Here is a 23,042-nt window from a genome sequence, read left to right as displayed (position 1 = left end):
GCCCCGACGGGGCGGTCACTTCGAGAACGCCTGGAACTCGGCGATCCGCACCTGGGTACGCGCCGGGCTCGCGGTCGCGCAGTCGGTGGTGGTCGCCGGGTCGTCGTCCTGCTCGCCGGCGTAGTCCGGCCCGCCCGTGCACTGGCTGGCCAGCACCTCCAGCCGCAGGTGCGTGGCGAGGGTGGTCGGCACCGGGAACGAGCGCAGGCTGATGTCCCGCACGTACGCCCGGTAGGCCCCGCCCGGGAACGCGTCGGGCGCGCTGGTGTGGATCCGCCGCCAGTTCGCCGGGTCGGCGCAGTCGGTGGTCTTCGCGTTGCAGGCGGAGACCGCGAACGAGCGCAGCGCGCTGAGCGAGTTCTGGCTGCCCGGGTCGGCGTCGCCGGGGATCGTCGGGCGCAGCATCGCGCTGACGTTCACCCGCTTGACGACGTGCGGGGCGTCCCCGGGCAGCGCCACCGTGACCTGCCGGCCGGCCACGCCGTCGAGGGAGGCCCAGTTGGTCGCCTCGGTGTCGTCGGCGATCCGGTCCAGGTTGACCCCGTCGCCGCTGACCGTAGCGCCCGACACGGTCGACGTCAGGTTGCGGCTCATCCGCAGGTCGACGTACCCCTCCCGGCCGGCGGTGGCGACCACGGTGAGCCGCTGGTGGCCGAAGCCGGGCGCGACGGCGAGCAACTGGTAGGTGCCGGGCACCAGCTCGACGGTGTCCGGCAGCGCCGTCGCCGGGTCGGTGTCGGCCACCGGTACCGCCCGTGCCTCGTACGCCCCGACGTACACCCGGATCGGCGCGTCGGCGCTGTCGCCCTTCGGGCGCAGGGTGAGCACGGCGTTGTCGGCGCCCGGAGCGGCGAAGCTCGGGGTCGGGTCGGTGTCGGAGGCGCCGTTGGTGGCGGCGTCCCGGCCCATCCCGGATCGGGCGAACTCGGCCCAGATCAGGTCCTGGTTGGCGCCGCCGAAGCGGAGCAGGTCGGCGGTGAGCATGTTGTCCCGCATGTCGAGCATGCTGACCTGGCTGGCCGCCTGGAGCAGGAACGAGTCGAACACCAGTTGCGACCAGCGCCGGTTGCCCGGGCACTGGTCCACGGCCACCGCGCCGCGCGCGCAGTCGAGCTGCCGCTGCGGGGTGCCGACGCCGTAGCGCTTCATCAGGGCTGCCCGGACCCGGAAGTTGGTCGCGCTCCAGATCTCGCCGTCGGCGTGCACCGCCGGGCCGCTGCTGTGGTAGCCGACGTCGGAGTAGTTCAGCGGGCTGCGGCTGAAGTCGTGGTTGCGGATGCCGCTGACCAGGTTTCCGGTGACGTAGCCGCCGGTCACGTAGGGCGTCTCGCCGGGGGCGCGCAGCCCGTGCTGGAACAGGTACTCGGCGGCGAGCAGGTCGCTCCACGACTCGCCCATCGAGCCGCCCTGGTGCCCGCCGATGCCGCTGTCCGGGCCGGCGATCATGCGGTTGGTGATGGCGTGGGTGTACTCGTGCCCGATCACCGTCATGTCGTAGTCGCCATCGACGCAGGGCGGGTACGGCCCGCCGGCCTGCGGCTGCCACAGGTACATGTTGGTGGTCGGCGGCAGCCCGTCGCGCGGCGTGCCCTGGTTGGCGTTGTTCCGGTTGCCGGTCAGCGCGCCCTGCTGCGCGCGGCCCTGCTCGGCGTCGCCGCCCCGGCCGTCGGGGGTCAGGTTGACCGCCTGGAGGTTCCAGGTCGCCTCGGTGAAGCCGAGGTGCCAGGCCCAGTCGTGCATCCGGTTGTGCATGGCGAAGAGGTTGCCGATCGCGGCGTCGCCGTCGTTGCGCTGCGCCGAGGTGAACACCTCGGGGTTGCAGCGGGCCTGGTGCCACTGGTCGGTGAACGGGTACTCGTAGCGGCGCTCCGGGCTGGGCGTGGCCGGGACGGCCGGCGTGCCGGCGCCCCAGGACCGCACGGTGTTGGCGGAGTTGCCGCGCGCGGTGCCGGTCGGCGTGCCGGTGGCCGCGTCGACGTCCCACGGCTGGCCGGTGGCCGGGTCGCGGAACGCCGCCCAGCAGTCCGGCGCCGGGTCGCCGCACCAGCGCACCCGGGGATCCTGCCCGGGGCCGAGGTCGCGCGGCGGGGTGGCCGGGAAGACCGCCCAGCTCGGGTTGTCGGAGTCGAAGTCGACCAGGTCCTCGCGGACCAGCACCCGCCCGGTGACGCCGTCGACGTAGGTGGTGAAGGCGGCCGGCTCGTCGGCGTCGGCGCCGATCAGGGTCACCTCGTACGCGGCCCGGGGGCCGTCGAGCGGGGTGGGCACGGCGACGGCCCGCACGCTGTGGTCGCGGACGGCGTCCGCGGCGAGGCCGGCGTCGGCGAGCGCCGCGGCGTACGCCTGCTCGTCGGTGAGGGTGGCGGGTGACGGCGCGGTGGTGTCCCGGGAGAGCGAGGAGCTCACCGCCAGGACCGAGCCGGCGGCGACCGCGACGGTGACCAGCCCGTCGTGCCCGGCGGGCAGGGCGCCGAAGCGCTGCCGGAGGGTGACCACCGCGCCGTCGCCGACCGGGCGGACCAGCAGGCGGTCCATCGCCTCGACCGCGGCGGCGTCCAAGCCGAAGAGGTCCCGGTTGCCGGTCAGGTACGCGCGGGCGGCCGCCTCCGGGTCGGCGGGGAGGCCGGTGGCGAGCGGGGTGCGGCCGGGCCCGAGCGCGTGCGGGGTGCCGAGCCGGTTCCAGCGGGCGTCCGGGTCGGCCCTGCGGGCCAGGCCCCGCTGCCGCGCGTCGGGGGCGGCGGCGCCGGGGCGGTTGTCGACGTCGGCGTGCTGGTGGCCCTCGGCGAACGGGCCGGAGCGCCGCTCGGCGGCAGCCCCGCCGGCGGGGGTGGCGGCGGTGGGGCCGGCGGGGAGCAGCGCGGCCGCCACCGCGGTCGCCGCCAGAACGGGGACGAGCCGGCGTCGGCGCCGGCTCATCCAGGGTGTCCACTCCGGTTGTGCCACGGGACCTCCTCGTGGGAGCGGGGTGGCCGGTCCTCCGCCGGCCCGCGCAGCGTGTGGTGACGCATGCGCATCTGTAGATATCAGCCCGGATCGACCGGAACAAGGGTCGCGCCTACTCAAGGCGAACCCGGCGTCGAGGCGGGTTTACAAGGAGTCGACCCTTGTAAATCGTGGTCGCGGATGCCACAGTCGGGGTGGATCGCCGCAGATCGGAGGTCGGCCATGGCCGTCGACGCCGCGTCGACCGGCGCGTCCGCGTGGCGGGACGCCCGGAAGCCGCTCTGGCCGCTGGCGCTGCTCGTCCCGGCGCTGCCCTTCCTCGCCTGGGCGGTCTGGCGGGCCACCGGCGGCGGATGGGCCTGGTGGCTCACCCCCGCCGTCGTCTTCGTGCTGATCCCCGTGGTCGACCTGCTCGTCGGCGACGACCGGCGCAACCCGCCCGACGAGGCGGTGCCCCGGCTGGCGGCCGACGGCTACTACCGCTGGCTCACCTACCTCTACCTGCCGGCCCAGTACGCGGGGCTGGTGCTCTGCTGCGCGGTCTGGACCCGGGGCGACCTGTCGGTCGTCGGCGCGGCCGGCCTGGTCGCCACGATCGGCGTGGTGGACGGCATCGCCATCAACACCGCCCACGAGCTCGGCCACAAGCGCGAGACGCTGGAGCGCTGGCTGTCCAAGGTGGCCCTCGCCCCGGCCGCGTACGGGCACTTCCACGTCGAGCACAACCGGGGCCACCACACCCGCGTCGCCACGCCGGAGGACCCGGCCAGCTCGCGGCTGGGGGAGAGCTTCTGGGCGTTCTGGCCGCGTACGGTCCTCGGGAGCCTGCGCTCGGCGTGGCGGCTGGAGGCGGGCCGGTTCCGCCGCCGCGGTCGCAGCCCGTGGACCTGGCGCAACGAGATCCTGAACGCGTACGCGATGACCCTGGTGCTCTACACCGCGCTGGTCGTGGCCTTCGGGCCGGGGGTGCTGCCGTTCCTGGCACTCCAGGCGGTGGTCGGGTTCAGCCTGCTCGAGGTGGTCAACTACCTGGAGCACTACGGGCTGGCCCGGCAACGCACCCCCGCCGGCCGCTACGAGAAGGTCGATCCCCGGCACAGCTGGAACAGCGACCGCACGGTGACCAACGTCTTCCTCTTCCAGCTCCAGCGGCACAGCGACCACCACGCGAACCCGCTGCGCCGCTACCAGACGCTGCGCAGCTTCGAGTCCTCCCCGCAGTTGCCCGCCGGCTACGCCACGATGGTGGTCGCCGCGCTGGTGCCGCCCGTGTGGCGCCGGATCATGGACCACCGGGTGCTCGCCCACTACGGCGGCGACCTCACCCGCGCCAACGTCCACCCGCCGGCCCTGCGCCGGCTGCGGGAGCGCCGGCCCCGTCCGTCCGCGACCGCCTCCGAGCCGTACGCCGGCTGACGGTGCTCCGGTCAGGGCGCCCAGTCGGGGTCGCGGCCGAAGGCGGCCACGAGCCGGTCCTGCCGGTCGGCCTCCGCCGGCAGGTCGACCTCCGGCCGGACCAGCCCGTCCCGGCGGTAGTCGCCGACGCGCCCGCCGAACCAGCGGGCGCACTCGGCGACCGCGTCCGCGTCCAGCCGGGGGTCCGCGCCGATCGCCACGGCCAGGTCCCATCCGTGGATCAGGTGCTCCGCGGTGAGCTGGCGCAGGTACTCGTCGGCCGGGGTCTCGCCGGCGGAGAGCGCGACGGTGCGGTCCAGCGCCCCGGGGTGGGTGAAGGCCAGCTCCGTCTGCGCCGCCGCCTCCCGGGCCGCGGCGACCGGGTCCGGGCCGAGCAGGTCGCCCTCGTAGCGGTCGCCGACCTCCTCGATCGTCCGGCCGGCGAGCAGCGGCACGCTCCAGCGGTCCTCGCCGACGACGTGGTTGACCAGCGTCCGGACGTCCCAGTCGGGGCAGGGGGTCGGGTCCGACCACTGCCCGGGGCCGATCAGCTCCACCCGCTCGGTGAACTCGGCCAGGCTGCGGCGGTACGTCTCCAGCGGGTCCATGCCGACGATTGTTCCGGCTGGCATCCCTCGCGGAGCCGTTTTGCCGGTCCGCGCCGAGCCGATCCGCCGGCCGGGCTCACGCCCGTTCTGCCGGCCGGGCTCACGCCTGTTCTGCCGGCCGGGCTCACGCCTGTTCTGCCGGCCGGGCTCACGCCTGTTCCGCCGGCCGGGCTCACGCCGTTCCGGCGGCCGGAGCCGGGCTGTCGCCGGGCCGTCGCGGCGGCCCCTCGCGGCGGCCCGGATCAGTCGAGCTGGTCCGGGTCCAGCCCCAGCTCGCGGGCGGTGACCAGGCGGACCCACTCGGCGAACTGGCGGCGGGAGATCACCCGGTCGTGCACCGCGAGCTGCACGGCCAGGCCGTCCATCACGGCGCTGATCCGCCACGCGGCGCCGGCCGGGTCGGCGCACTCGAAGGTGCCGTCGCGGACCCCCTGCGAGATCACCGTCGCCAGATCCTCCCGCCAGCGCAGGTCGAGCCGGCGGGAGACCTTCTCCAGCTCCGGGGTGCGCAGCGACTCCGCCCAGCCGTCGATCCACATCGCCCAGGACGTGGCCCTGCCGGCCGGGGTGTAGAGCTTGACGATCCGGCGCAGCTTGGTCAGGGGCGGGGCGCTGGACCGCATCACCGCGTCCAGCCGGGCCAGGTCCTGCTCGACCGCGTACGCGAACGCCTGCGCGAGCAGCCGGTCCTTCGTGGCGAAGTGGTAGAAGACCAGCGCCTGGCTCACCCCGGCCGCCTGCGCCACGTCGGCCGTGCGCGTGTTGGCCAGGCCGCGTTCCACGATCACGTCGCAGGCGGTGCGCAGCAGGGCATCCAGGCGGATCTCGGCCGCACGTCTCGTCACGCCGTTACCGTAGCCCATCAGCTTGAACACAGGCAGTCACCGATCACGGCCCGGCCACCCTCCCTGGAGTCGGAATCCGGACAGTTTCGACCAATTTCGGGGCGATCCTGCGGTGCGCGGTCCTCGCCAGGCCCTCGGCGCGCGAAAGGGCGCATTCGCTCAACCCAGTCTCCTAGGAAGCTCAGCCGTGGGACGGCCCGACACTTCCGGACGCGCCGAGCATCACCCCGATTTGGCAACCGCTCGCCGGCTCGGCTAAAGTTCTCACCCGTCACCGGTTAACGCCGGAGACACGCGGACGTAGCGCAGCTGGTAGCGCATCACCTTGCCAAGGTGAGGGTCGCGGGTTCGAATCCCGTCGTCCGCTCGGAGATGCCGCCACGCATGACGGGGGCAACCTCGGTGGGGTGGCCGAGAGGCGAGGCAACGGCCTGCAAAGCCGTGTACGCGGGTTCAAATCCCGTCCCCACCTCGGTAACAGACGAGGGCGATTGGCGCAGTGGGAGCGCGCTTCCTTGACACGGAAGAGGTCACTGGTTCAAACCCAGTATCGCCCACCAGCAGGAAGGCCCGTCACCATCAGGTGACGGGCCTTCGCCGTTTCCCAGAGTCCCTTCGAGGGGCTTCCTCGCCGCCTCCGCCGCCCCGGGCTGATCCACGGGTCAGAGCGGCGGGGCGACGTCCCGGCGCTCCTCGACCCGCCGGTACTCCACCGGCTCGGTCGTGCTGACCACCTGGCGCCGGCGGCCCCAGATGAGGGTGGTCATGATGAGGCCGAGCACACCGGCCGCCATCAGGATCCAGCCGACGACGTCGAGGTTGATGCCGCCGAGGCTCGCGTCGAGCGCGAAGGTGAGGATCGCGCCGAGCGCGATCAGGAAGATGCTGGTGCCGATACCCACGACAGCCTCCTTGGTCAGGGGATGTGGTGTGCTGTCGAGGGTCATCAGTACCCCGTGGCTGACCAGCGCAATCATCCCGGCGTGGGAGGCGACCCGTCGGCACCGGCGGGGTCGAGTGCCGGGCGATCTTGCCGTCGGGTAGAGTTTCCCCCGTCGCCGACGAACGCCGGCGGCACGCGGACGTAGCGCAGCTGGTAGCGCATCACCTTGCCAAGGTGAGGGTCGCGGGTTCGAATCCCGTCGTCCGCTCGCGATCCGCCTGTTCGCGGTCCGGCCCGCCGGACCTGGCGGTCACCCCGGGCGATTGGCGCAGTGGGAGCGCGCTTCCTTGACACGGAAGAGGTCACTGGTTCAAACCCAGTATCGCCCACCAGCATTCGCACCCCCGTCGACGTCGACGCCGCGCGGTCGGCCTACGACTCGACCACCTCCCGCTGAACACCGCGCCGCCCGCCCGGCCCCGGACTCTCAGCCACCGCGAGCCGGACACTCTCGGGACGGTGCCGGGGCCTGTCAGCTCGCGACTGCCGCACCGACCCCGCCACCGTGAGAATCAGTAGCCCTCGAGACCGAGGACCTCGGCGAGGACCATGCGTGTCAGCCCATCGGCATCGGCGTGGTCGTAGGCCTCCCGCACGTCGGCGGCGAACGTGGTGCCCCCCAGCGCAGCGGCCACGAGTAGCGGGAGCCGACCGTCCAGGCGATCGTGGCGTCCACGTCGGATTCGCGGCCGGCCGGCGCGATGACCAGATCTTCCTCGTCGAAGGCCGCCGCGAAGGTCCGCTCGTCGAGGGGGAAGGTCGTGTGATCGTAGATGCTGTCGCCATCGCGTTCGAGCGGCCTACGGCCGGTCGCGGTGGCTCCCGGCGCCTCCTCCGACAGCAGGAGGCCGCTCGCCGGTCGCCGGTTCTGCCGTGGGCAGATCCGCTCACCGTGAACACCGGCCGGATCGCCGCCCCGAGCCGGCACAGTGGACGCATGAGACTGCTGGTGCTGGGTGGGACGGGCTTCGTGGGTGGCGCGACGGTGGCCGAGGGGGTGCGTCGGGGCTGGTCGGTGACGGTGTTCAACCGGGGCCTGCACGGGGCGACGCCGGAGGGCGTACACCGGCTGCGGGGTGACCGGACGGCGCCCGGCGGCCTCGCGGCCCTGGCGGGCGGCGAGTGGGACGTGGTGGTCGACACCTGGGACGGCGCCCCCCGGGCGGCACGGGACGCCGCCCGCGCGCTGGCCGGCCGGGTCGGCGCGTACGTCTACGTCTCCAGCGGCTCGGTCTACGCCCCGCCCGTCGCGCCCGGCGTGGGCGAGGACGCCCCCGTGGTGGGCGGCGAGCCGGACGCCGACGACGCCGACTACGCGCACAACAAGGCCGGCGGGGAGCGGGCCGTGCGAGAGGTGTTCGGCGCCCGGGCGCTGATCGCCCGGGCGGGGCTGATCCTGGGGCCGGGGGAGGACATCGGCCGGCTGCCCTGGTGGCTGGGGCGCATCGCCCGGGGCGGAGACGTGCTGGCGCCGGGCCCGGTCGACCTGCCGGTGCAGTACGTCGACGTCCGGGACCTGGCGGGCTGGATGCTGGACCGGGGCGCGGAGGGGCTGGGCGGGACGTTCAACGTGGTGAGCCGCACCGGGCACGCCACCATGGGTGAGCTGCTCGACGCCTGCGTCGCGGCCACCGGCGCCGACGCCCGGCTGCGCTGGACCGATCCCGAGCCGATCCTGGCCGCCGGAGTGGTGCCGTGGAACGACCTGCCGGTCTGGATCCCGGCCGGGCACGAATACCGCTGGTTGCAGGAACGCGGCGTCGAGCGGGCGTACGCGGCGGGGCTGACCTGCCGCCCGGTGGCCGAGACGGTCGCGGACACCTGGGCCTGGCTGCGGGGGGTCGGCACGGTTCCGCCGCGGGCCGGCCGCCCGCAGCGCGCCCCCGTCGGCCTGGCCCCGGACCGGGAGGCGGCGCTGCTGTCGGCGACGGGCGCGACGATGGACTGACCGACGTCGCTCGGCCACAGTGGACGATTGTCGTCGGGTGGGCCGGCGGGCGCTCACGGTGGGTGTTTTCCCGATGCCCGCTGGGTGGCGGTGTCCCTTTTCGGCTCACGCATCGTGATCGATATGGACAAGGGTCGGAGGCGCCCCTACAGTTCGCCCGACTGGTTCTCATCTTCACGGGGGATTGCGATGACTGCTGGCCGCTGGCAGCTGCCTGGGCGCAGGTCGAGAGGTGTCGGGCTGCTCGCGGCGGCGGTGTCCGTGGCCCTGGCGGCGTCGGTCGTGACGGTGCCGTCGGTGGCGCGGGCGGAGCCCGCGAGGCCCGTGGTGGGGTCGGATGTGTCGGTGGCGCCGGATGCGGGGTCGGCGGCTGTGGTGGCGGTGCGGTCGGGTCGGCGGGTGGAGGTGGCGTCGGCGCGGACGGAGTTGTCGCAGGTGTTCGCGAATCCGTCGGGTGGTTTCACGGTGGAGTCGGCGGTGGTGCCGCAGCGGGTGAAGCGGTCGGATGGTTCGTGGGTGGATGTGGATCTGTCGTTGCGGCGGGTGTCGGGTGGTTGGCGTCCGGTGGCGTCGGTGGCGGATGTGTGGTTTTCCGATGGTGGTGCGGGTGCGGCGGTGACGTTGGTGCGGCGGGGGAAGTCGCTGAGTTTGTCGTGGCCGGGTGGGTTGCCGAGGCCGTCGGTCAGTGGTGATGCGGCGACGTATGCGGAGGTGTTGCCGGGGACGGATCTGGTGTTGCGGGCGACGCGGACGGGGTTCACGCATGTGTTCGTGGTGAAGGATGCGCGGGCGGCGGCGGATCCGAGGTTGCGGGAGTTGCGGTTCGACCTGGGCGGCGACGCCCGGGTGGTGCGGGGCGCCAACGGCCGGCTCACCGCGACGGCGGGCGGCGAGCAGATCGCCTCCGCCGAACCCGCCGTCATGTGGGACTCCGCCACCGCCGCGGCGTCGACCCCGGGGGCCCGGGCCGGCGCGGCCGGTGGGAACGCCGCGGTGACGCCGTCCTCGTCGTCCGCTCCGGGTGACCGGGCCAGGACGGCGCCCGTCGGCACCGAGATCTCCGCCCGGCGCCTGGTGCTGCGGCCGGACGCGAAGCTGCTCGCACCGGACGCGGCCTACCCCGTCTACATCGACCCCGCCTGGTCGACCGGCAAGTCCCGGTGGGCGTACGCGACCAACAACAACACCAACAACACCGACACGACCGTCGCCCGCGTCGGCAGGGACCCCGACTCCGGCAAGCTCTACCGGTCCTACTTCGACTTTCCGCTGTCGGCCCTCAAGGGCAAGCACATCGAGTCGGCGTACGTGCAGATGAAGCTCGACCACTCCTGGTCCTGCACCAGCACGCCCACGTACATGTACCACTCGGCCGGCATCGCCTCGACGCCGCGTACCGGCTGGTCGCCGAAGCTGAACAGCCTGAAGTCTTCGGCCAGCTCGCACGCCAACGAGGGCTACGGCTGCTCGGACTCCCCGCAGCCGGACATGACGGTCAACTTCACCGGCTCGGCCGTCACCAGCGTCATCCAGACCCACGCCACCAACAACTGGACCAACATCACCCTGGCGTTCTGCGCGTGCAGCGGCACCGACGGCTCGGGCGAGTCGACCACCGACCGGTGGAAGAAGTTCTGGCCCGCCAGCGCCAAGCTGGTCGTCGACTTCGACTCGGTCCCCGGTGCGCCCAGGAACCTCCAGGCGCAGGGCGTGGCGTGCACGCCGGACCAGCGCATCGGCGTGGCCACCCTGAACCCCACCCTCTCGGCGATCTTCCCGGACGCCGACAGCACCCAGGCGTTGACGACCGCGTACGAGTGGCTGGAGATTCCCGGCACCGGCACCTACAACGACTCCACCCCGCGCAAGCCCGCGCCGGTGGGAGCGTCGGTGCCGGCCGGCGGCCGCTCCGTCACGGCGCCGCTCACCGGCCTGGTCGAGGGCAGGTCGTACGCCTTCCGCGCGCGGGCCACCGATCCCGCCCCCTACAGCCGCACCAGCCCCTGGTCGCCGTGGTGCGAGTTCCGGATCGACACCAAGGTGCCCCCGGTGAGCGTCGGCCTGGCCGGTGATCCGAGTCCGCTGCCCGGCACGGTCGTGACCTTCGGTCTCAGCTCCACCGACACCACCGTGACGAAGTTCCGGTACGGCTGGGTCGCGCCCGGCACCCGGGAGGTCCCCGCGACGACCGCCTGCTCGTACGACGCGGAGACCGGCACGTCGACCTGCGTGAAGAAGGCGTCGGTCTCGCTGTCGGTGCCGAAGTACGGCCAGAACACCCTGCACGTCAAGGCCATCGACGGCGCGGGGAACGTGGGTGACGGCTCCGCGGAGTTCGTCGCGTCCCGGCCGTCGCCCGCCGTCGCCCGCTGGGGGCTGGAGGACTACCCGGGCGTCGAGCCGGGACCGCTGGCGGACGGCCAGCCGGCGCTGCGCGGCGACACGCCCCTGACCGCCACCGACGTCACCTGGGCCAAGGACGCCCGGATCGTCCGTGGGCACACGGCCACCCTCAACGGCACCACGGCCCACCTGCGGACGGCCGGGCCGGTGGTGGACACCTCGAAGTCGTACGGCGTCGCCGCCTGGGTGCGGCTGTCCAGCCTGCCGACGCAGAACATGGCCGTCGCCACGCAGAGCGGCGCCTGCATGTACGGGTTCTTCTTCGGCGTCGTCCTGACCGCCGGGGTGCCGAAGTGGAACGTCACCACCCGCAGCACCGACTGCGACGCCGCCACCTACGGCGGTGTCTCCGCGCCGACCGCCATCACCAGCGCCGACGTCGGGCGCTGGCAGCACGTCGCCTTCTCCTACGACGAGGCGGCCCGCACGCTGACCCTCTTCGTCGACGGCGTCGCGGTCGCCACCGCGCCGTGGACCAGCGCCTGGAACGCCACGAACGGCTTCCAGATCGGTCGGCACGCGGGCCCCGGCGTCTCCAACAACCACTTCAAGGGTTCGATCGCCGACGTGCAGGTGTACGACCGGGCGCTGGTCGAGCACGACTTCACCGGCCAGCGCACCGAGGATCCCGGGGCGGGTGGCTTCGACGAGCCGGGCATGCTCAGCAGCGTCATGGTGGGCGACTGGGACTTCGCCGGCGCCGTGGCGTGCTACGAGGAGACGACGGAGCCGTTCCTCTGCGAGGCGCCGGAGGCCGGGCAGTTCGGCCGCCGGCTGGCCCTGACCAAGGGCGTCGCCACGGGCGACGACGGCCGTGAGGCGTTCCTCTCCTTCGACTCGGAGGCCGTCGACGATCCCACCCAGGCCACCGTCGAGTACGGCCGTTCGCAGGACAACACCGGCACCGGCGCGCAGCCGGTCTGGCAGGACGGGCGGGTGCTGCGTACCGACCAGTCCTTCTCCGTGACCGCGTGGGTGCGGCCGAAGTCGCTGGGCATGCAGACGGCCGTCGCGCAGATCGGTACGAAGCAGTCCGCCTTCTATCTCGGGCAGCGGCAGAAGACGGTCAACGGGACGGTGGAGCACCGCTGGTCCTTCAGCGTCTTCGGCGTCGACGTCGACGGGCTCAACGGCCGGGTGGTCGACGCGATGATGACGTCCCGGGTGATGAACGACGACGACCTGTCGGCCTGGACGCACCTGGTCGGAGTCTACGACCAGTCCCGCCGGGAGGTCCGGCTCTACGTCAACGGCAACCTGGAGTCGACGGTGCCGTACGGGACCGGGTCCTTCACCGGCGCCTTCGACGCCACCGGTCCGCTCTATCTCGGCGCGGCCCGCTACACCCCGCCCGGCGGCAGCCCTCTGCTGGTCGACCGCTGGCACGGCGACATCGACGACGTCGGGCTGCGCCAGGGTGCGCTGAACGCCGTCGCCGTGAAGGAGATCTTCGCCGCGGAATCCACCAAGGCCACCGAGACCGTGGGCTGAGCGCCCCAGACCCTCTCGCCGCAGTTCCGCCGATTCTGACCACGCCTGGAGGCACGGTGACACGCGTCCCTGAAAAGCTGCACAAAACACCATCAAAGCGCACCACAGGGGCCGGCGCCGCGCTCGCCGCGTTCGTGGTCGGCACCCTCGCCGCCTCGGTCGTGACGGTGCCGTCGGTGGCGCGGGCGGAGCCCGCGAGGCCCGTGGTGGGGTCGGATGTGTCGGTGGCGCCGGATGCGGGGTCGGCGGCTGTGGTGGCGGTGCGGTCGGGTCGGCGGGTGGAGGTGGCGTCGGCGCGGACGGAGTTGTCGCAGGTGTTCGCGAATCCGTCGGGTGGTTTCACGGTGGAGTCGGCGGTGGTGCCGCAGCGGGTGAAGCGGTCGGATGGTTCGTGGGTGGATGTGGATCTGTCGTTGCGGCGGGTGTCGGGTGGTTGGCGTCCGGTGGCGTCGGTGGCGGATGTGTGGTTTTCCGATGGTGGTGCGGGTGCGGCGGTGACGTTGGTGCGGCGGGGGAAGTCGCTGAGTTTGTCGTGGCCGGGTGGGTTGCCGAGGCCGTCGGTCAGTGGTGATGCGGCGACGTATGCGGAGGTGTTGCCGGGGACGGATCTGGTGTTGCGGGCGACGCGGACGGGGTTCACGCATGTGTTCGTGGTGAGGGATGCGCGGGCGGCGGCGGATCCGAGGTTGCGGGAGTTGCGGTTCGACCTGGGCGGCGACGCCCGGGTGGTGCGGGGCGCGGATGGCCGGCTCACCGCGACGGCGGGCGGTGAGGTGTTGGCCTCCGCCGAACCCGCGGTGATGTGGGACTCGAACGACACCGCGCCTGCTGCCCCGGCCCGTTCGGCCGCAGCGGACCGCGCCGACGCCCGGACCGGCGGCGGGCTGCCGTCGCGGTCGTCGTCGGCGGCGCCGGGCGACGCGGCGAAGACCGCGCCGGTGGGTGTCGAGGTGGCCGGCGGCGACCTGGTGTTGCGGCCGGACGCGAAGCTGCTCGCACCGGACGCGGCCTACCCCGTCTACATCGACCCCGCCTGGTCGACCGGCAAGTCCCGATGGGCGTACGCGACCAACAACAACTCCAACAACACCGACACGACCGTCGCCCGCGTCGGCAGGGACCCGGACTCCGGCAAGCTCTACCGGTCGTTCTTCGACTTCCCCCTCACCGCGATGCGGGGCAAGCACATCGAGTCGGCGTACGTGCAGATGAAGCTCGACCACTCCTGGTCCTGCGGCAACACGCCGACGTACATGTACCACTCCGGGGGCATCGCCTCGACGCCGCGTACCGGCTGGTCGCCGAAGCTGAACAGCCTGAAGTCCTCGGCCAGCTCGCACGCCAACGAGGGCTCGGGCTGCTCGGACTCCCCGCAGCCGGACATGACGGTCAACTTCACCGGCTCGGCCGTCACCAGCGTCATCCAGACCCACGCGACCAGCAACGCCACGAACATCACGTTCGCGTTCTGCGCGTGCAGCGCCACCGACGGTTCGGGCGAGTCCACCACCGACAGGTGGAAGAAGTTCTTCCCCAACAACGCCAAGCTCGTGGTCGACTACGACAACATCCCCGGCAAGCCGAGCAGCCTCCAGGCGGCCGGCGTGGCCTGCCCGGCCAACACCACGCTGGTCGTCGGCACCCTGAAGCCGACGTTCTCGGCGATCTTCCCCGACGCCGACAGCACCCAGGCGCTGGCCACGGCGTACGAGTGGGTGCAGGTGCCCGCCAGCGGGGTCATCGACGCGTCGACGCCGCGCCGGACGCCACCCGCCGGAGCATCCGTGCCCGCCGGCGGCCGTTCCACCACGGCGGCGGTGACCGTGTCCGAGGCCGTCACGTACGCGTTCCGCGCCAGGGCCACCGACCCCGCCCCCTACAGCCGCACCAGCGTCTGGTCCGACTGGTGCAAGTTCGTGGCCGACACGAAGGTGCCGCCCGTGACCGCGACGCTCACCTCCGCGCCCCCGGTGCCGGGCACCGTGGCCACCTTCGCGGTCCGCTCCACCGACACCACCGTGACGAAGTTCCGGTACGGCTGGGTGAACCCGCCCACCACGGAGATCGCCGCCACGACCGGCACCTGGATCGACCCGTCGACGGGGTTCCGCGTCACGGGCAAGCAGGCCAGCGTGTCGCTCATGGTGCCGAAGTACGGCCAGAACACCATCTCCGTCTCCGCCGTCGACGGCGCCGGCAACGTCGGCTACGGCTCGCACGAGTTCACCGCGGCCCGGCCGACGCCCGCCGTCGCCCGCTGGGGACTGGAGAACTATCCGGGCGTCGACCCGGGACCGATGGCGGACAGCCAGCCGATGCTGGCCGGCGACAACTCCTTCACCGGCGGCAGCGTCTCCTGGACCGGTGACCTCAGGCTGATCCGGGGCGAGACGGCCTCGTTCAACGGCACCTCCTCGGCGCTGACCACCACGACCAGGGTCGTCGACACCACCAAATCGTTCAGCGTCGCCGGCTGGGTGCGGCTGAACTCCCTGCCGACGACGACCGACATGGTGGTGGCCGCCCAGGAGGGCGTGAGCGCCGCCGGGTTCCACCTCGGCACGCGGCTCGAAGGTTCGCCGGCGACACCGCGCTGGTCGTTCCTGATGAAGGACACCGACCTCCAGTCCAGTGCGAGCCGGGTCGCCTCCAGCAGCGCCCCGCTGACCACGGCGGACGTGGGCCGGTGGACGCACGTCGCGGGCGTCTACGACCAGACCGCGGGCAAGGTCCGGCTCTACGTCAACGGCACCCTCGCCGCCGAGGCCGCCCGTACCGCCACGCCGTGGAGCGCGAGCGGCAGGTTCGTCCTGGGACGAGGCTGGAGTTCCGGCGCCGCGAGCAACTGGTTCAAGGGGAACCTGGCCGACGTCCAGGTCTACGACCGGACCCTCGTCGACCACGACTTCGTCGGTCAGTCCGCCGACGACCCGGAGTCGGGCGGCTTCGACGAGCCCGGGATGCTCAGCGCCGTCAAGGTCGGCGACTGGACCTTCTCCGGCGCCCAGCCCTGCTACGAGGAGTTCCTCGACCCGACGCTGTGCAGCGCTCCGGAGGCCGGCCAGTTCGGCCGCCGGCTGGCCCTCACCCAGGGCAGCAACGTCGGGGCCGGGCACCGCGACGACGGGCTGCTGCTCGACGCGGTGCACTTCACCGAGGACACCGCCGACCCCTACTACGGCCTGACCACCCGCGAGTACGGCCTGTCGCAGGACAACCTCGGCGAGCCGCAGAACCCCGTCTGGCAGAACGGCCGGGTCCTGCGCACCGACCAGTCCTTCTCGGTCGCGGTCTGGGTACGCCCGTCGGCGCTGGGTGGCGTCCAGACGGTCGTGTCCCAGCGGGGAGCGAAGCAGTCCGCCTTCTACCTGGGGCTGCGGGATCGGGTGGAGAACGGCGTGACGGCGTACCGGTGGTCGTTCACCGTCTTCGGGGCGGACAGCGACGTCGACGGCAACAGCAGGGAGGCGCTGATGACGTCGCAGGCCATCAACGTGGAGGACGACCTGTCCCGCTGGACCCATCTGGTGGGGGTCCACGACGTCGCCCGGCGGCAGATCCGCCTCTACGTCAACGGTGTCCTGGAAGCCACCGTTCCCTTCTCGGGCACGTTCACCGGAGCGTTCGACGCCACCGGACCGCTGGCCGTGGGTGGCGCGCAGTGGACCGCGGCCGGGGGCACCCCGGGCATGGTCAACCGGTTGCGCGGTGACGTCGACGACCTCGGTCTGTACCAGGGCGCGCTCACGGACACCGCCGTCAAGATCCTCTTCAACTCCGAGTCGGCCGAGACCGTCGAGCCCGTCGACTGACCCCTCCCACCTCCGTTCCGACCCATCGACCGCGCCTGTGGAGGCACAGTGAAACGCGTCCCGAAACAACCCCTCGAACCGCCACGAAAGCAGGCAAAGCAATACAACCGGTTGCGTGCCGTCGTCGCGGCGGCGCTCACCGGCGCGCTCGCCGTCTCCGGCCTGTCGGTGCCCGCGCAGGCGGCACCCGACGCGGCGAAGCTCACCGGCCAGCGCGAGAAGCTCGACAAGCACGGCTCCACCGCGCAGGGGCGGGCGTACCCCGTCAAGGAGGCCGAGAGCGCCAAGCTCGCCGCCCCGGTGTGGCCGAAGCCCGGCAAGGCGTCCGTGACCCTGCCCGCCGCACCGGCCGGCGAGCGGCGGGCCGCCGTCGCGCCGGTGAAGGCGGGCGCGCTGCCGGTGTCGGTGGGCCGCGCCCCGGGCGCGGCGGGCGACCGTGCGTCGGCGGTGTCGGTGGAGGTGCTGGACCGGGCGGCGGTGCCGGCGCGCTGGCGCGACGGCCTGCTGCTGCGCGTCGGCGGCGCCGCCGGCCGGCCGGCGGCCGGGGCGGGCGCGACCACCGCGCCCGGCGCCGACGCGGCCAAGCCGGCCGCCGCCACCGTGTCGGTGGACTACCGCGGCTTCAGGCACGCCTTCGGCGGCAACTGGTCGTCCCGGCTCAGGCTGTGGCAGGTGCCGGAGTGCGGGCTGCGCACGCCGGAGAAGACCGGATGCGCGGCCACGCCGCTGAAGTCCCGCAACGACGGCGGCTCCGTCACCGCCGAGGTGTCGGTCCCGGCGGACGCGCGGGTCGCCGGATCCGCCGCCACGCTCGTGGCGTTGGCGGCCGGCTCCTCCGGCCCCGAGGGCGACTTCTCCGCCACCCCGATGTCGGCCAGCGCCACCTGGTCGGCGGGCACGTCGACGGGCGGGTTCAGCTGGTCGTACCCGATGCGGATGCCGCCGGCCGTCGGCGGCCCGGCGCCGACCCTGGGCCTGTCCTACACCTCGGACAAGGTCGACGGCCAGTCGGACGCGTCGAACAGCCAGCCGTCCTGGGTCGGTGAGGGCTTCGACCTCTGGTCCGGCTACATCGAGCGCAGCTACGTGCCGTGCGCCGACGACATGACCGGCGGCAACAACAGCACCAACCGCACCGGCGACCAGTGCTGGCGGTCCGACAACGCCACCCTGTCGCTGAACGGGCGCGGCGGCGAGCTCATCTTCGAGACCGGCAAGGGGTGGCACACCCGCAACGAGGACGGCTCGAAGATCGAGAAGCTGACCGGCGCCGGCAACGGCGACGACAACGGTGAGCACTGGAAGGTCACCACGTCCGACGGCGTGCAGTACTTCTTCGGCCTCAACAACCTGCCGGGGCAGGGCAGCGCGACGAACTCCGCCTGGACCGTCCCCGTCGCCGGCAACCACGCCGACGAGCCGTGCAACGTCTCGTCGTTCGCCTCGTCGTTCTGCAACCAGACCTGGCGGTGGAACCTCGACTACGTCGTCGACCCGCGCGGCAACACCCTGTCGTACTGGTACGACAAGGAGACCAACTACTACGGCAAGAACGCCACCTCGACCAACAAGGCCCTCTACACCCGGGGCGGCGTGCTCAAGCGGATCGACTACGGCACCTGGGACCGTGGCGCCACCGACCGGTCGGTGACCCCCCTCGCGCAGGTCGTGCTGACCAGCGTCGACCGCTGCGCGGCGGACTGCCACGTCAAGGACGCGGCGCACTGGAAGGACGTGCCGTGGGACCAGGAGTGCACGGCCGGCGCGGCGGACTGCAAGGAGAACTACGGTCCGACGTTCTGGACCACCAAGCGGCTGTCCACCGTCACCACCCAGGTGTGGGACACCACCAAGACCACCCCGGCCTGGCAGCCCGTCGACTCGTGGACGCTCGGCCACACCTACCCGGCCGTCGGTGACGGCAGCGACCACGCGGGCATGTGGCTCAGCTCGGTGCAGTACAAGGGCCTCGTCGGCGGCACCGAGACCATGCCGGCGGTGACCTTCGTGCCGGTGTCGATGCCGAACCGGGTGCTCACCAAGAACAACACCAGCAACAACCGGATGCGGATCGGCAACATCGTCACCGAGACCGGCGGCAAGATCCAGGTCACCTACAGCCTGCCCGACTGCACCGCCAGCAGCCTGCCGTCGGCGCCGGAGACCAACACCCGGCTCTGCTACCCGGTGGTCGGCCCCGACCCGTACGACTCCAGCAAGGAACTCACCGAGTACTGGCACAAGTACGTCGTGAAGCAGGTGTCCGAGTCCGACCTGATGGTCGTCGCCAACGGCTCCGACCGGGGCCAGCCGGTGCAGAACACCTACTACCGGTTCCTCGGCGACCCCGCCTGGCACTACGCCGACGACAACGGGCTGGTCAAGCCGAAGCGCAAGACGTGGAACCAGTTCCGCGGCTTCGCCCAGGTCGAGGTGCGCAAGGGCGACGCCCCGGCGCAGACCCTGACCCGCACCACCTTCCTGCGCGGCATGCACGGCGACCGGCTCACCAAGACCGGCGGCAGCCGCAGCGTCACCGTCGCGGCGTCCCTGGGCAGCGAGACGGTGTACGACGAGGACCAGTTCGCCGGCATGGTGCGCGAACAGGTCGTCTACAACGGCGTCGACACCAAGCCGGTCAGCAAGACCGTGAACGTGCCGTGGCGCTCGCCGGCGCTCGCCACCCGCACCATCAACGGCGACGAGGTCACCGCCCGCTGGACCAACACCCGGATCGCGTACAGCGCCGTCGCCATTGGCGTGGACGGCGCCGCCGGGTGGCGGACCTCGCGCAACGTGTCGACCTTCCACGACACGTACGGCACCATCGAGACCGTTCAGGCCGACGGCGACGTCGCCAAGACGGGCGACGAGAAGTGCACCACGTATCAGTACACGCGAAACACCGCTGCGAACATCACGCAGACGGTCAAGCGGCTTACCGTCAAGGCGGTGCCGTGCGCGACCGAGCCCGCGACCCAGGACGACATCGTCGCCGACGAGCGGAAGTTCTACGACGGCGCCACCAGCATCGACGCCGCGCCGACCACGGGCGCGGTCACCCGGGTCGACAAGCTCAGTGACTGGTCGGCCGCCGGGGGCACCGTCTGGCAGACCGTCAGCCAGGCCACCTTCGACGCGTACGGGCGGCCGAAGACCGCCACCGACGTGCGCGGCCGAACGGCGACCACGGAGTACACGCCGGCCACCGGTGGACCGGTCACGAAGGTTGTCACGAAGACGCCTGACCCGAACGGCAGCACCACCGACTGGACCACCACCATCGAGACCCGGCCCTACTGGGGTCAGCCGATCCGGACCACGGACTACAACGGTCGGGTCGCCGACATGGAGTACGACCCGATGGGCCGGCTGGCCCGGGGCTGGAAGGCCGGCTGGTTGAAGTCGGAGAATCCGACGAGCCCTTCCGTCGAATACACCTACCACTACGCCCCGAACAAGGACGCCTACCCGTATACGAAGAGCCGGGTGCTCCACGCCGGCGGCGGCTACCTCACGTCGTACGACATCAAGGACGCCCTCCTGCGGCCGCGCCAGACGCAGAAGGCCGGCGTGGGCGGCGACCGGGTGGTCACCGACACGCTGTACGACGCGACCGGCCGGGCGGTGACGACCTACCAGGCGCACGCCGAACCGGGCGCGCCGAGCGGGGCGCTCTGGTGGGAGCCGGAGTGGTCGGTGCCGGCGCTGACGAAGATGGTCTACGACAACGCCTCCCGGGCCACCGACGCGATCTTCTATGGCACCGACGGCGTCACCAACCTCGTCGAGAAGTGGCGCACCACCACCCGCTACCTGGGCGACACCACGGTGGTGACCCCGCCGGTCGGCGGCACCATCACCACGACGAAGACGGACATCGAGGGACGGACGCTTGAGCTGCGGCAGCGGCCCGACCGGACCGGGGTCAAGCCCGACCACGTCACCACCTACAGCTACAACCGCAAGGGCCAGCTGACGCTGGTCAAGGACACCGGCGGCAACGAGTGGGTCAACACCTACGACGTCAAGGGCCGGCAGATCACCGCGAAGGACCCGGACAAGGGCACGACCACCACCACCTACACGGTGTACGACCAGGTGGAGTCGACCACCGACGCCAACGACAACGTGCTCGTCAACGAGTACGACTCGTTGGGCCGCCGGATCGGCCTCTACCAGGGCAGCATCGCGGCGGCGAACAAGCTCGCCGAGTGGAGGTACGACAAGCTCTACAGCGGCCAGGTCGTCCGCGGTCAGCTCACCCAGAGCATCCGGTACGAGTCGGCGGGCTCCGCCAACGCCTACAAGTGGCAGGTGCGGGGCTTCAACACCCGCTACCAGCCGACCGGCGCGAACTACGTCATCCCGGCCAACGAGGGCGCCAACCTGGCCGGCACGTGGATCTACGCCTACGGCTACTCGCCGTACGACGGCAGCCCGGCCAGCATCACGTACCCGGCCGGCGGCAGCCTCACCACCGAGAAGGTCGAGACGAAGTTCGACGCCGTCACCGGCCTGCCGACGGAGCTGGCCACCAACCTGATCAACGTCGGCCGCTACGTCATCGGCCAGGACTACACCCAGTACGGTGAGCCGACGCTGACCACCCGCAAGGTCGACGGCGGGGTGTACGTCCAGGACACCACGTACTACGACCTGACCACCCGTCGGGTTGACCGGGTGAAGATCAAGCCGGAGACCGCGACCGGCACGGTGGCGGACACCCGGTTCACCCGGGACGCGGCCGGCAACATCCTGTCGATCGCGGACACCCCGGAGGTCGGGGCGGCGGACACCCAGTGCTTCCGCTACGACGAACTGCGGCGGATGACCAACGCGTGGACGCCGAAGTCCGGCATCGACTGCGCCGCGGACCCGAGCGTGCCGAACCTGGGCGGCCCGGCCGAGTACTGGCACGAGTGGACCGTCGACGACGTCGGCAACCGCAGCAGCGAGAAGGTGCACACGTCTGCCGGCGACACCACCCGCTCCTACACGACGCCCGACAGCGGCAAGGACGTCGTGCGCCCGCACGCCGTCACCGAGGTCGTCACCCAGGCGCCGGGGCAGTCCGCGGTCACCACGAAGTACGCGTACGACGACGCCGGCAACATGACCTGCCGGCCGACGGGCAGCGCCGCCAACGCCTGCGACAGCGGAACCAACTCCCAGACGCTGAACTGGAACTCCGAGGGCAAGCTCGCCTCGGTGAGCGCGGGTGGGCAGACCGTCGAGACCAACATCTACGACGCGAGCGGCGTGCGGCTGATCCGCCGCGACGCCACCGGCACCACCCTCTACCTGCCGGGCCAGGAGATCCGGCGCGAGAACACCTCGGTCGTCACCGGCACCCGCTACTACAGCTTCGCCGGCAAGACGGTAGGCAACCGGACCCCGACCGGGCTGACCTGGCTCTACACCGACCACCAGGGCACCCAGCAGACCGCGATCGACGCCGGCACCCAGGCGGTCAGCGTCCGCCGGCAGACCCCGTACGGCGGCCCGCGCGGGGGCCAGCCGCAGTGGACGAACAGCAAGGGCTTCGTCGGCGGCGACAAGGACCCGACGGGTCTGACCAACATCGGGGCCAGGCAGTACGACCCTGGCCTGGGACGGTTCATCTCGGTGGACCCGATCCAGGATCTGAAGGACCCGCAGCAGTGGAACGCCTACGCCTACGGCAACAACAGCCCGGTCACCTTCGCCGACCCGACCGGCCTCAAGTCCTGCTCCGATGACGCCTGCAATGGCGACTACGAGGACATGTATGGCAATTACCACGACGTCAAGGCCGACAACGACGGTTGCGGCGGGAAGTGCGGCGACGACGACTGGGCTGCGGCCCGGGCGGCACACGAGGCCGGCGGCGGCAACGGCGGCGGCAAGGGCGGAAAGAACGGCGGCCCGACCGACGAACAGATCAAACGCGCCAAGGAAGTCAAGAAGCAGAACGCCATTGACATCATCGTCAAGGCGGGCGGTCAACTTCTGCTCGAGTTCTTCGGCATCAACGACATCATGGGCTGTATCGGAGGTGATCTAAAGGCGTGTGCCTGGGCGCTCATCGACATGGTGCCCTGGGGCAAGGCCATCAAGCTGATTAAGAAGATCGATCCGATCGTCGACACCCTCCGTCGGGCGGGTTCTGCCCTGATGACCTGGGCGGAGAACAGGAAGTGGGCCGACGACATCCTCACTCGGGCGGAGGATGCCGCGCGTACCCGTGCTGCTCCGGCACCGCCTAAAGCGATCATGCCAGGCGGGCGTCCGGACGGTGAAGTGGTGTTCGCCGGGCACGGAAAGCACGACACTGCGAACGGCAACTTCACCGTCCCGGAGGGCACGGAGATCGCTGTCTACGTGCCCTACTCCAAGAAGTTGCTGGACACGGACGCCTTCAGGGTCGAGAGTGGACGATCCTCCCCCGCGCCGGTGAAAATCTATCGCTCTGGGGAATCCATGCCGAACTTCACTCTGCTGCCCGCGAGTGGTCTCAGGGTTCGCGAGGGATCCAAGAGGGTTAGCGAGCCCACTCTGCTCAGCACTCTGGTCCAACCTGGCATGGGCACATGTCACTGGGCGGCATGTAGTGTGGTGAGGCGGTAGCTCGACAGTTCGGCCGGCACCTTTACGGTGCCGGCCGGGCTGTGC

11 protein-coding genes and 5 tRNA genes are annotated in these 23,042 nt (G+C 71.8%); 10 read left to right on the top strand and 6 right to left on the bottom strand.

Going from position 1 to position 23,042, the window contains the following annotated elements; all coding sequences use genetic code 11:
• Positions 1-15 precede the first annotated feature (15 nt).
• Positions 16-2,943 (bottom strand): M36 family metallopeptidase, encoded by a 2,928-nt coding sequence (locus GA0070606_RS07635; RefSeq protein ID WP_091096298.1) that lies wholly within the window; start codon positions 2,941-2,943, stop codon positions 16-18.
• A 222-nt stretch (positions 2,944-3,165) separates the two neighbouring features.
• Here GA0070606_RS07635 and GA0070606_RS07630 point away from each other — a divergent pair, with 222 nt between their 5' ends.
• On the top strand, positions 3,166-4,359 hold the full coding sequence (locus GA0070606_RS07630) for an alkane 1-monooxygenase (protein ID WP_091096295.1): 1,194 nt from the start codon (positions 3,166-3,168) through the stop codon (positions 4,357-4,359).
• An 11-nt stretch (positions 4,360-4,370) separates the two neighbouring features.
• Here GA0070606_RS07630 and GA0070606_RS07625 read toward each other — a convergent pair whose 3' ends face one another.
• Together GA0070606_RS07625 and GA0070606_RS07620 are read right to left on the bottom strand one after the other, a co-directional pair.
• Positions 4,371-4,946, bottom strand: coding sequence for a TIGR03086 family metal-binding protein (locus tag GA0070606_RS07625; RefSeq protein ID WP_091096293.1), 576 nt, complete (start codon positions 4,944-4,946; stop codon positions 4,371-4,373).
• Between the two features lie 242 nt (positions 4,947-5,188).
• Positions 5,189-5,791, bottom strand: coding sequence for a TetR/AcrR family transcriptional regulator (locus tag GA0070606_RS07620; protein ID WP_091107428.1), 603 nt, complete (start codon positions 5,789-5,791; stop codon positions 5,189-5,191).
• Positions 5,792-6,085: 294 nt separating this feature from the next.
• Between GA0070606_RS07620 and GA0070606_RS07615 the strand changes: the two genes are divergently transcribed.
• From GA0070606_RS07615 to GA0070606_RS07605, 3 genes are all read left to right on the top strand, one after another.
• Positions 6,086-6,158, top strand: a tRNA-Gly gene (locus tag GA0070606_RS07615).
• A gap of 34 nt (positions 6,159-6,192) precedes the next feature.
• Positions 6,193-6,263, top strand: a tRNA-Cys gene (locus tag GA0070606_RS07610).
• Positions 6,264-6,276: 13 nt separating this feature from the next.
• Positions 6,277-6,351 (top strand) — tRNA-Val (locus GA0070606_RS07605).
• A gap of 102 nt (positions 6,352-6,453) precedes the next feature.
• On the opposite strand, the gene GA0070606_RS07600 is transcribed toward GA0070606_RS07605, so the two are convergent.
• The gene (locus tag GA0070606_RS07600; RefSeq protein WP_091620076.1) at positions 6,454-6,693 is read right to left on the bottom strand and encodes a DUF6458 family protein; all 240 of its coding nucleotides are present in this window, start codon (positions 6,691-6,693) and stop codon (positions 6,454-6,456) included.
• Positions 6,694-6,869: 176 nt separating this feature from the next.
• Between GA0070606_RS07600 and GA0070606_RS07595 the strand changes: the two genes are divergently transcribed.
• Together GA0070606_RS07595 and GA0070606_RS07590 are read left to right on the top strand one after the other, a co-directional pair.
• Positions 6,870-6,942, top strand: a tRNA-Gly gene (locus GA0070606_RS07595).
• A 49-nt stretch (positions 6,943-6,991) separates the two neighbouring features.
• Positions 6,992-7,066: transfer RNA gene (locus tag GA0070606_RS07590), tRNA-Val, on the top strand.
• A 180-nt stretch (positions 7,067-7,246) separates the two neighbouring features.
• Here GA0070606_RS07590 and GA0070606_RS33680 read toward each other — a convergent pair.
• Positions 7,247-7,369: a hypothetical protein gene (locus GA0070606_RS33680; protein ID WP_281190608.1), complete on the bottom strand. Its 123-nt coding sequence runs from the start codon at positions 7,367-7,369 to the stop codon at positions 7,247-7,249.
• A gap of 302 nt (positions 7,370-7,671) precedes the next feature.
• Between GA0070606_RS33680 and GA0070606_RS07585 the strand changes: the two genes are divergently transcribed.
• Positions 7,672-8,682: an NAD-dependent epimerase/dehydratase family protein gene (locus GA0070606_RS07585; RefSeq protein ID WP_091096290.1), complete on the top strand. Its 1,011-nt coding sequence runs from the start codon at positions 7,672-7,674 to the stop codon at positions 8,680-8,682.
• A 146-nt stretch (positions 8,683-8,828) separates the two neighbouring features.
• Here the strand turns inward: GA0070606_RS07585 and GA0070606_RS33185 are convergent, their stop codons facing one another.
• Positions 8,829-9,443 carry a hypothetical protein gene (locus GA0070606_RS33185; protein WP_245724602.1) on the bottom strand — a complete coding sequence of 205 codons (615 nt, stop codon included), beginning with the start codon at positions 9,441-9,443 and terminating at the stop codon, positions 8,829-8,831.
• Positions 9,444-9,453: 10 nt separating this feature from the next.
• Between GA0070606_RS33185 and GA0070606_RS07580 the strand changes: the two genes are divergently transcribed.
• The 3 genes from GA0070606_RS07580 to GA0070606_RS07570 all read left to right on the top strand — a co-directional run bounded on the left by GA0070606_RS07580 (position 9,454) and on the right by GA0070606_RS07570 (position 22,997).
• Positions 9,454-12,576 carry a LamG domain-containing protein gene (locus GA0070606_RS07580; protein WP_245724601.1) on the top strand — a complete coding sequence of 1,041 codons (3,123 nt, stop codon included), beginning with the start codon at positions 9,454-9,456 and terminating at the stop codon, positions 12,574-12,576.
• Positions 12,577-13,271: 695 nt separating this feature from the next.
• Entirely contained in the window at positions 13,272-16,388 is a 3,117-nt protein-coding gene (locus GA0070606_RS07575) for a LamG domain-containing protein (protein WP_245724600.1), read from the top strand.
• A gap of 111 nt (positions 16,389-16,499) precedes the next feature.
• Entirely contained in the window at positions 16,500-22,997 is a 6,498-nt protein-coding gene (locus GA0070606_RS07570) for a putative adhesin (RefSeq protein ID WP_091096286.1), read from the top strand.
• Positions 22,998-23,042: the final 45 nt, after the last annotated feature.

Origin of the sequence: Micromonospora citrea (assembly GCF_900090315.1) — a bacterium.
Taxonomy (GTDB): Bacteria; Actinomycetota; Actinomycetes; order Mycobacteriales; family Micromonosporaceae; genus Micromonospora; species Micromonospora citrea.
This window is presented reverse-complemented; position numbering and strand designations above follow the sequence as displayed.

What these genes read in the sequence shown, in the direction of transcription:
- GA0070606_RS07630 (WP_091096295.1), top strand. Translation starts at nt 3,166, where the DNA reads ATGGCCGTCGACGCCGCGTCGACCGGCGCGTCCGCGTGGCGGGACGCC.
- GA0070606_RS07625 (WP_091096293.1), bottom strand. Translation starts at nt 4,946, where the DNA reads ATGGACCCGCTGGAGACGTACCGCCGCAGCCTGGCCGAGTTCACCGAG.
- GA0070606_RS07585 (WP_091096290.1), top strand. Translation starts at nt 7,672, where the DNA reads ATGAGACTGCTGGTGCTGGGTGGGACGGGCTTCGTGGGTGGCGCGACG.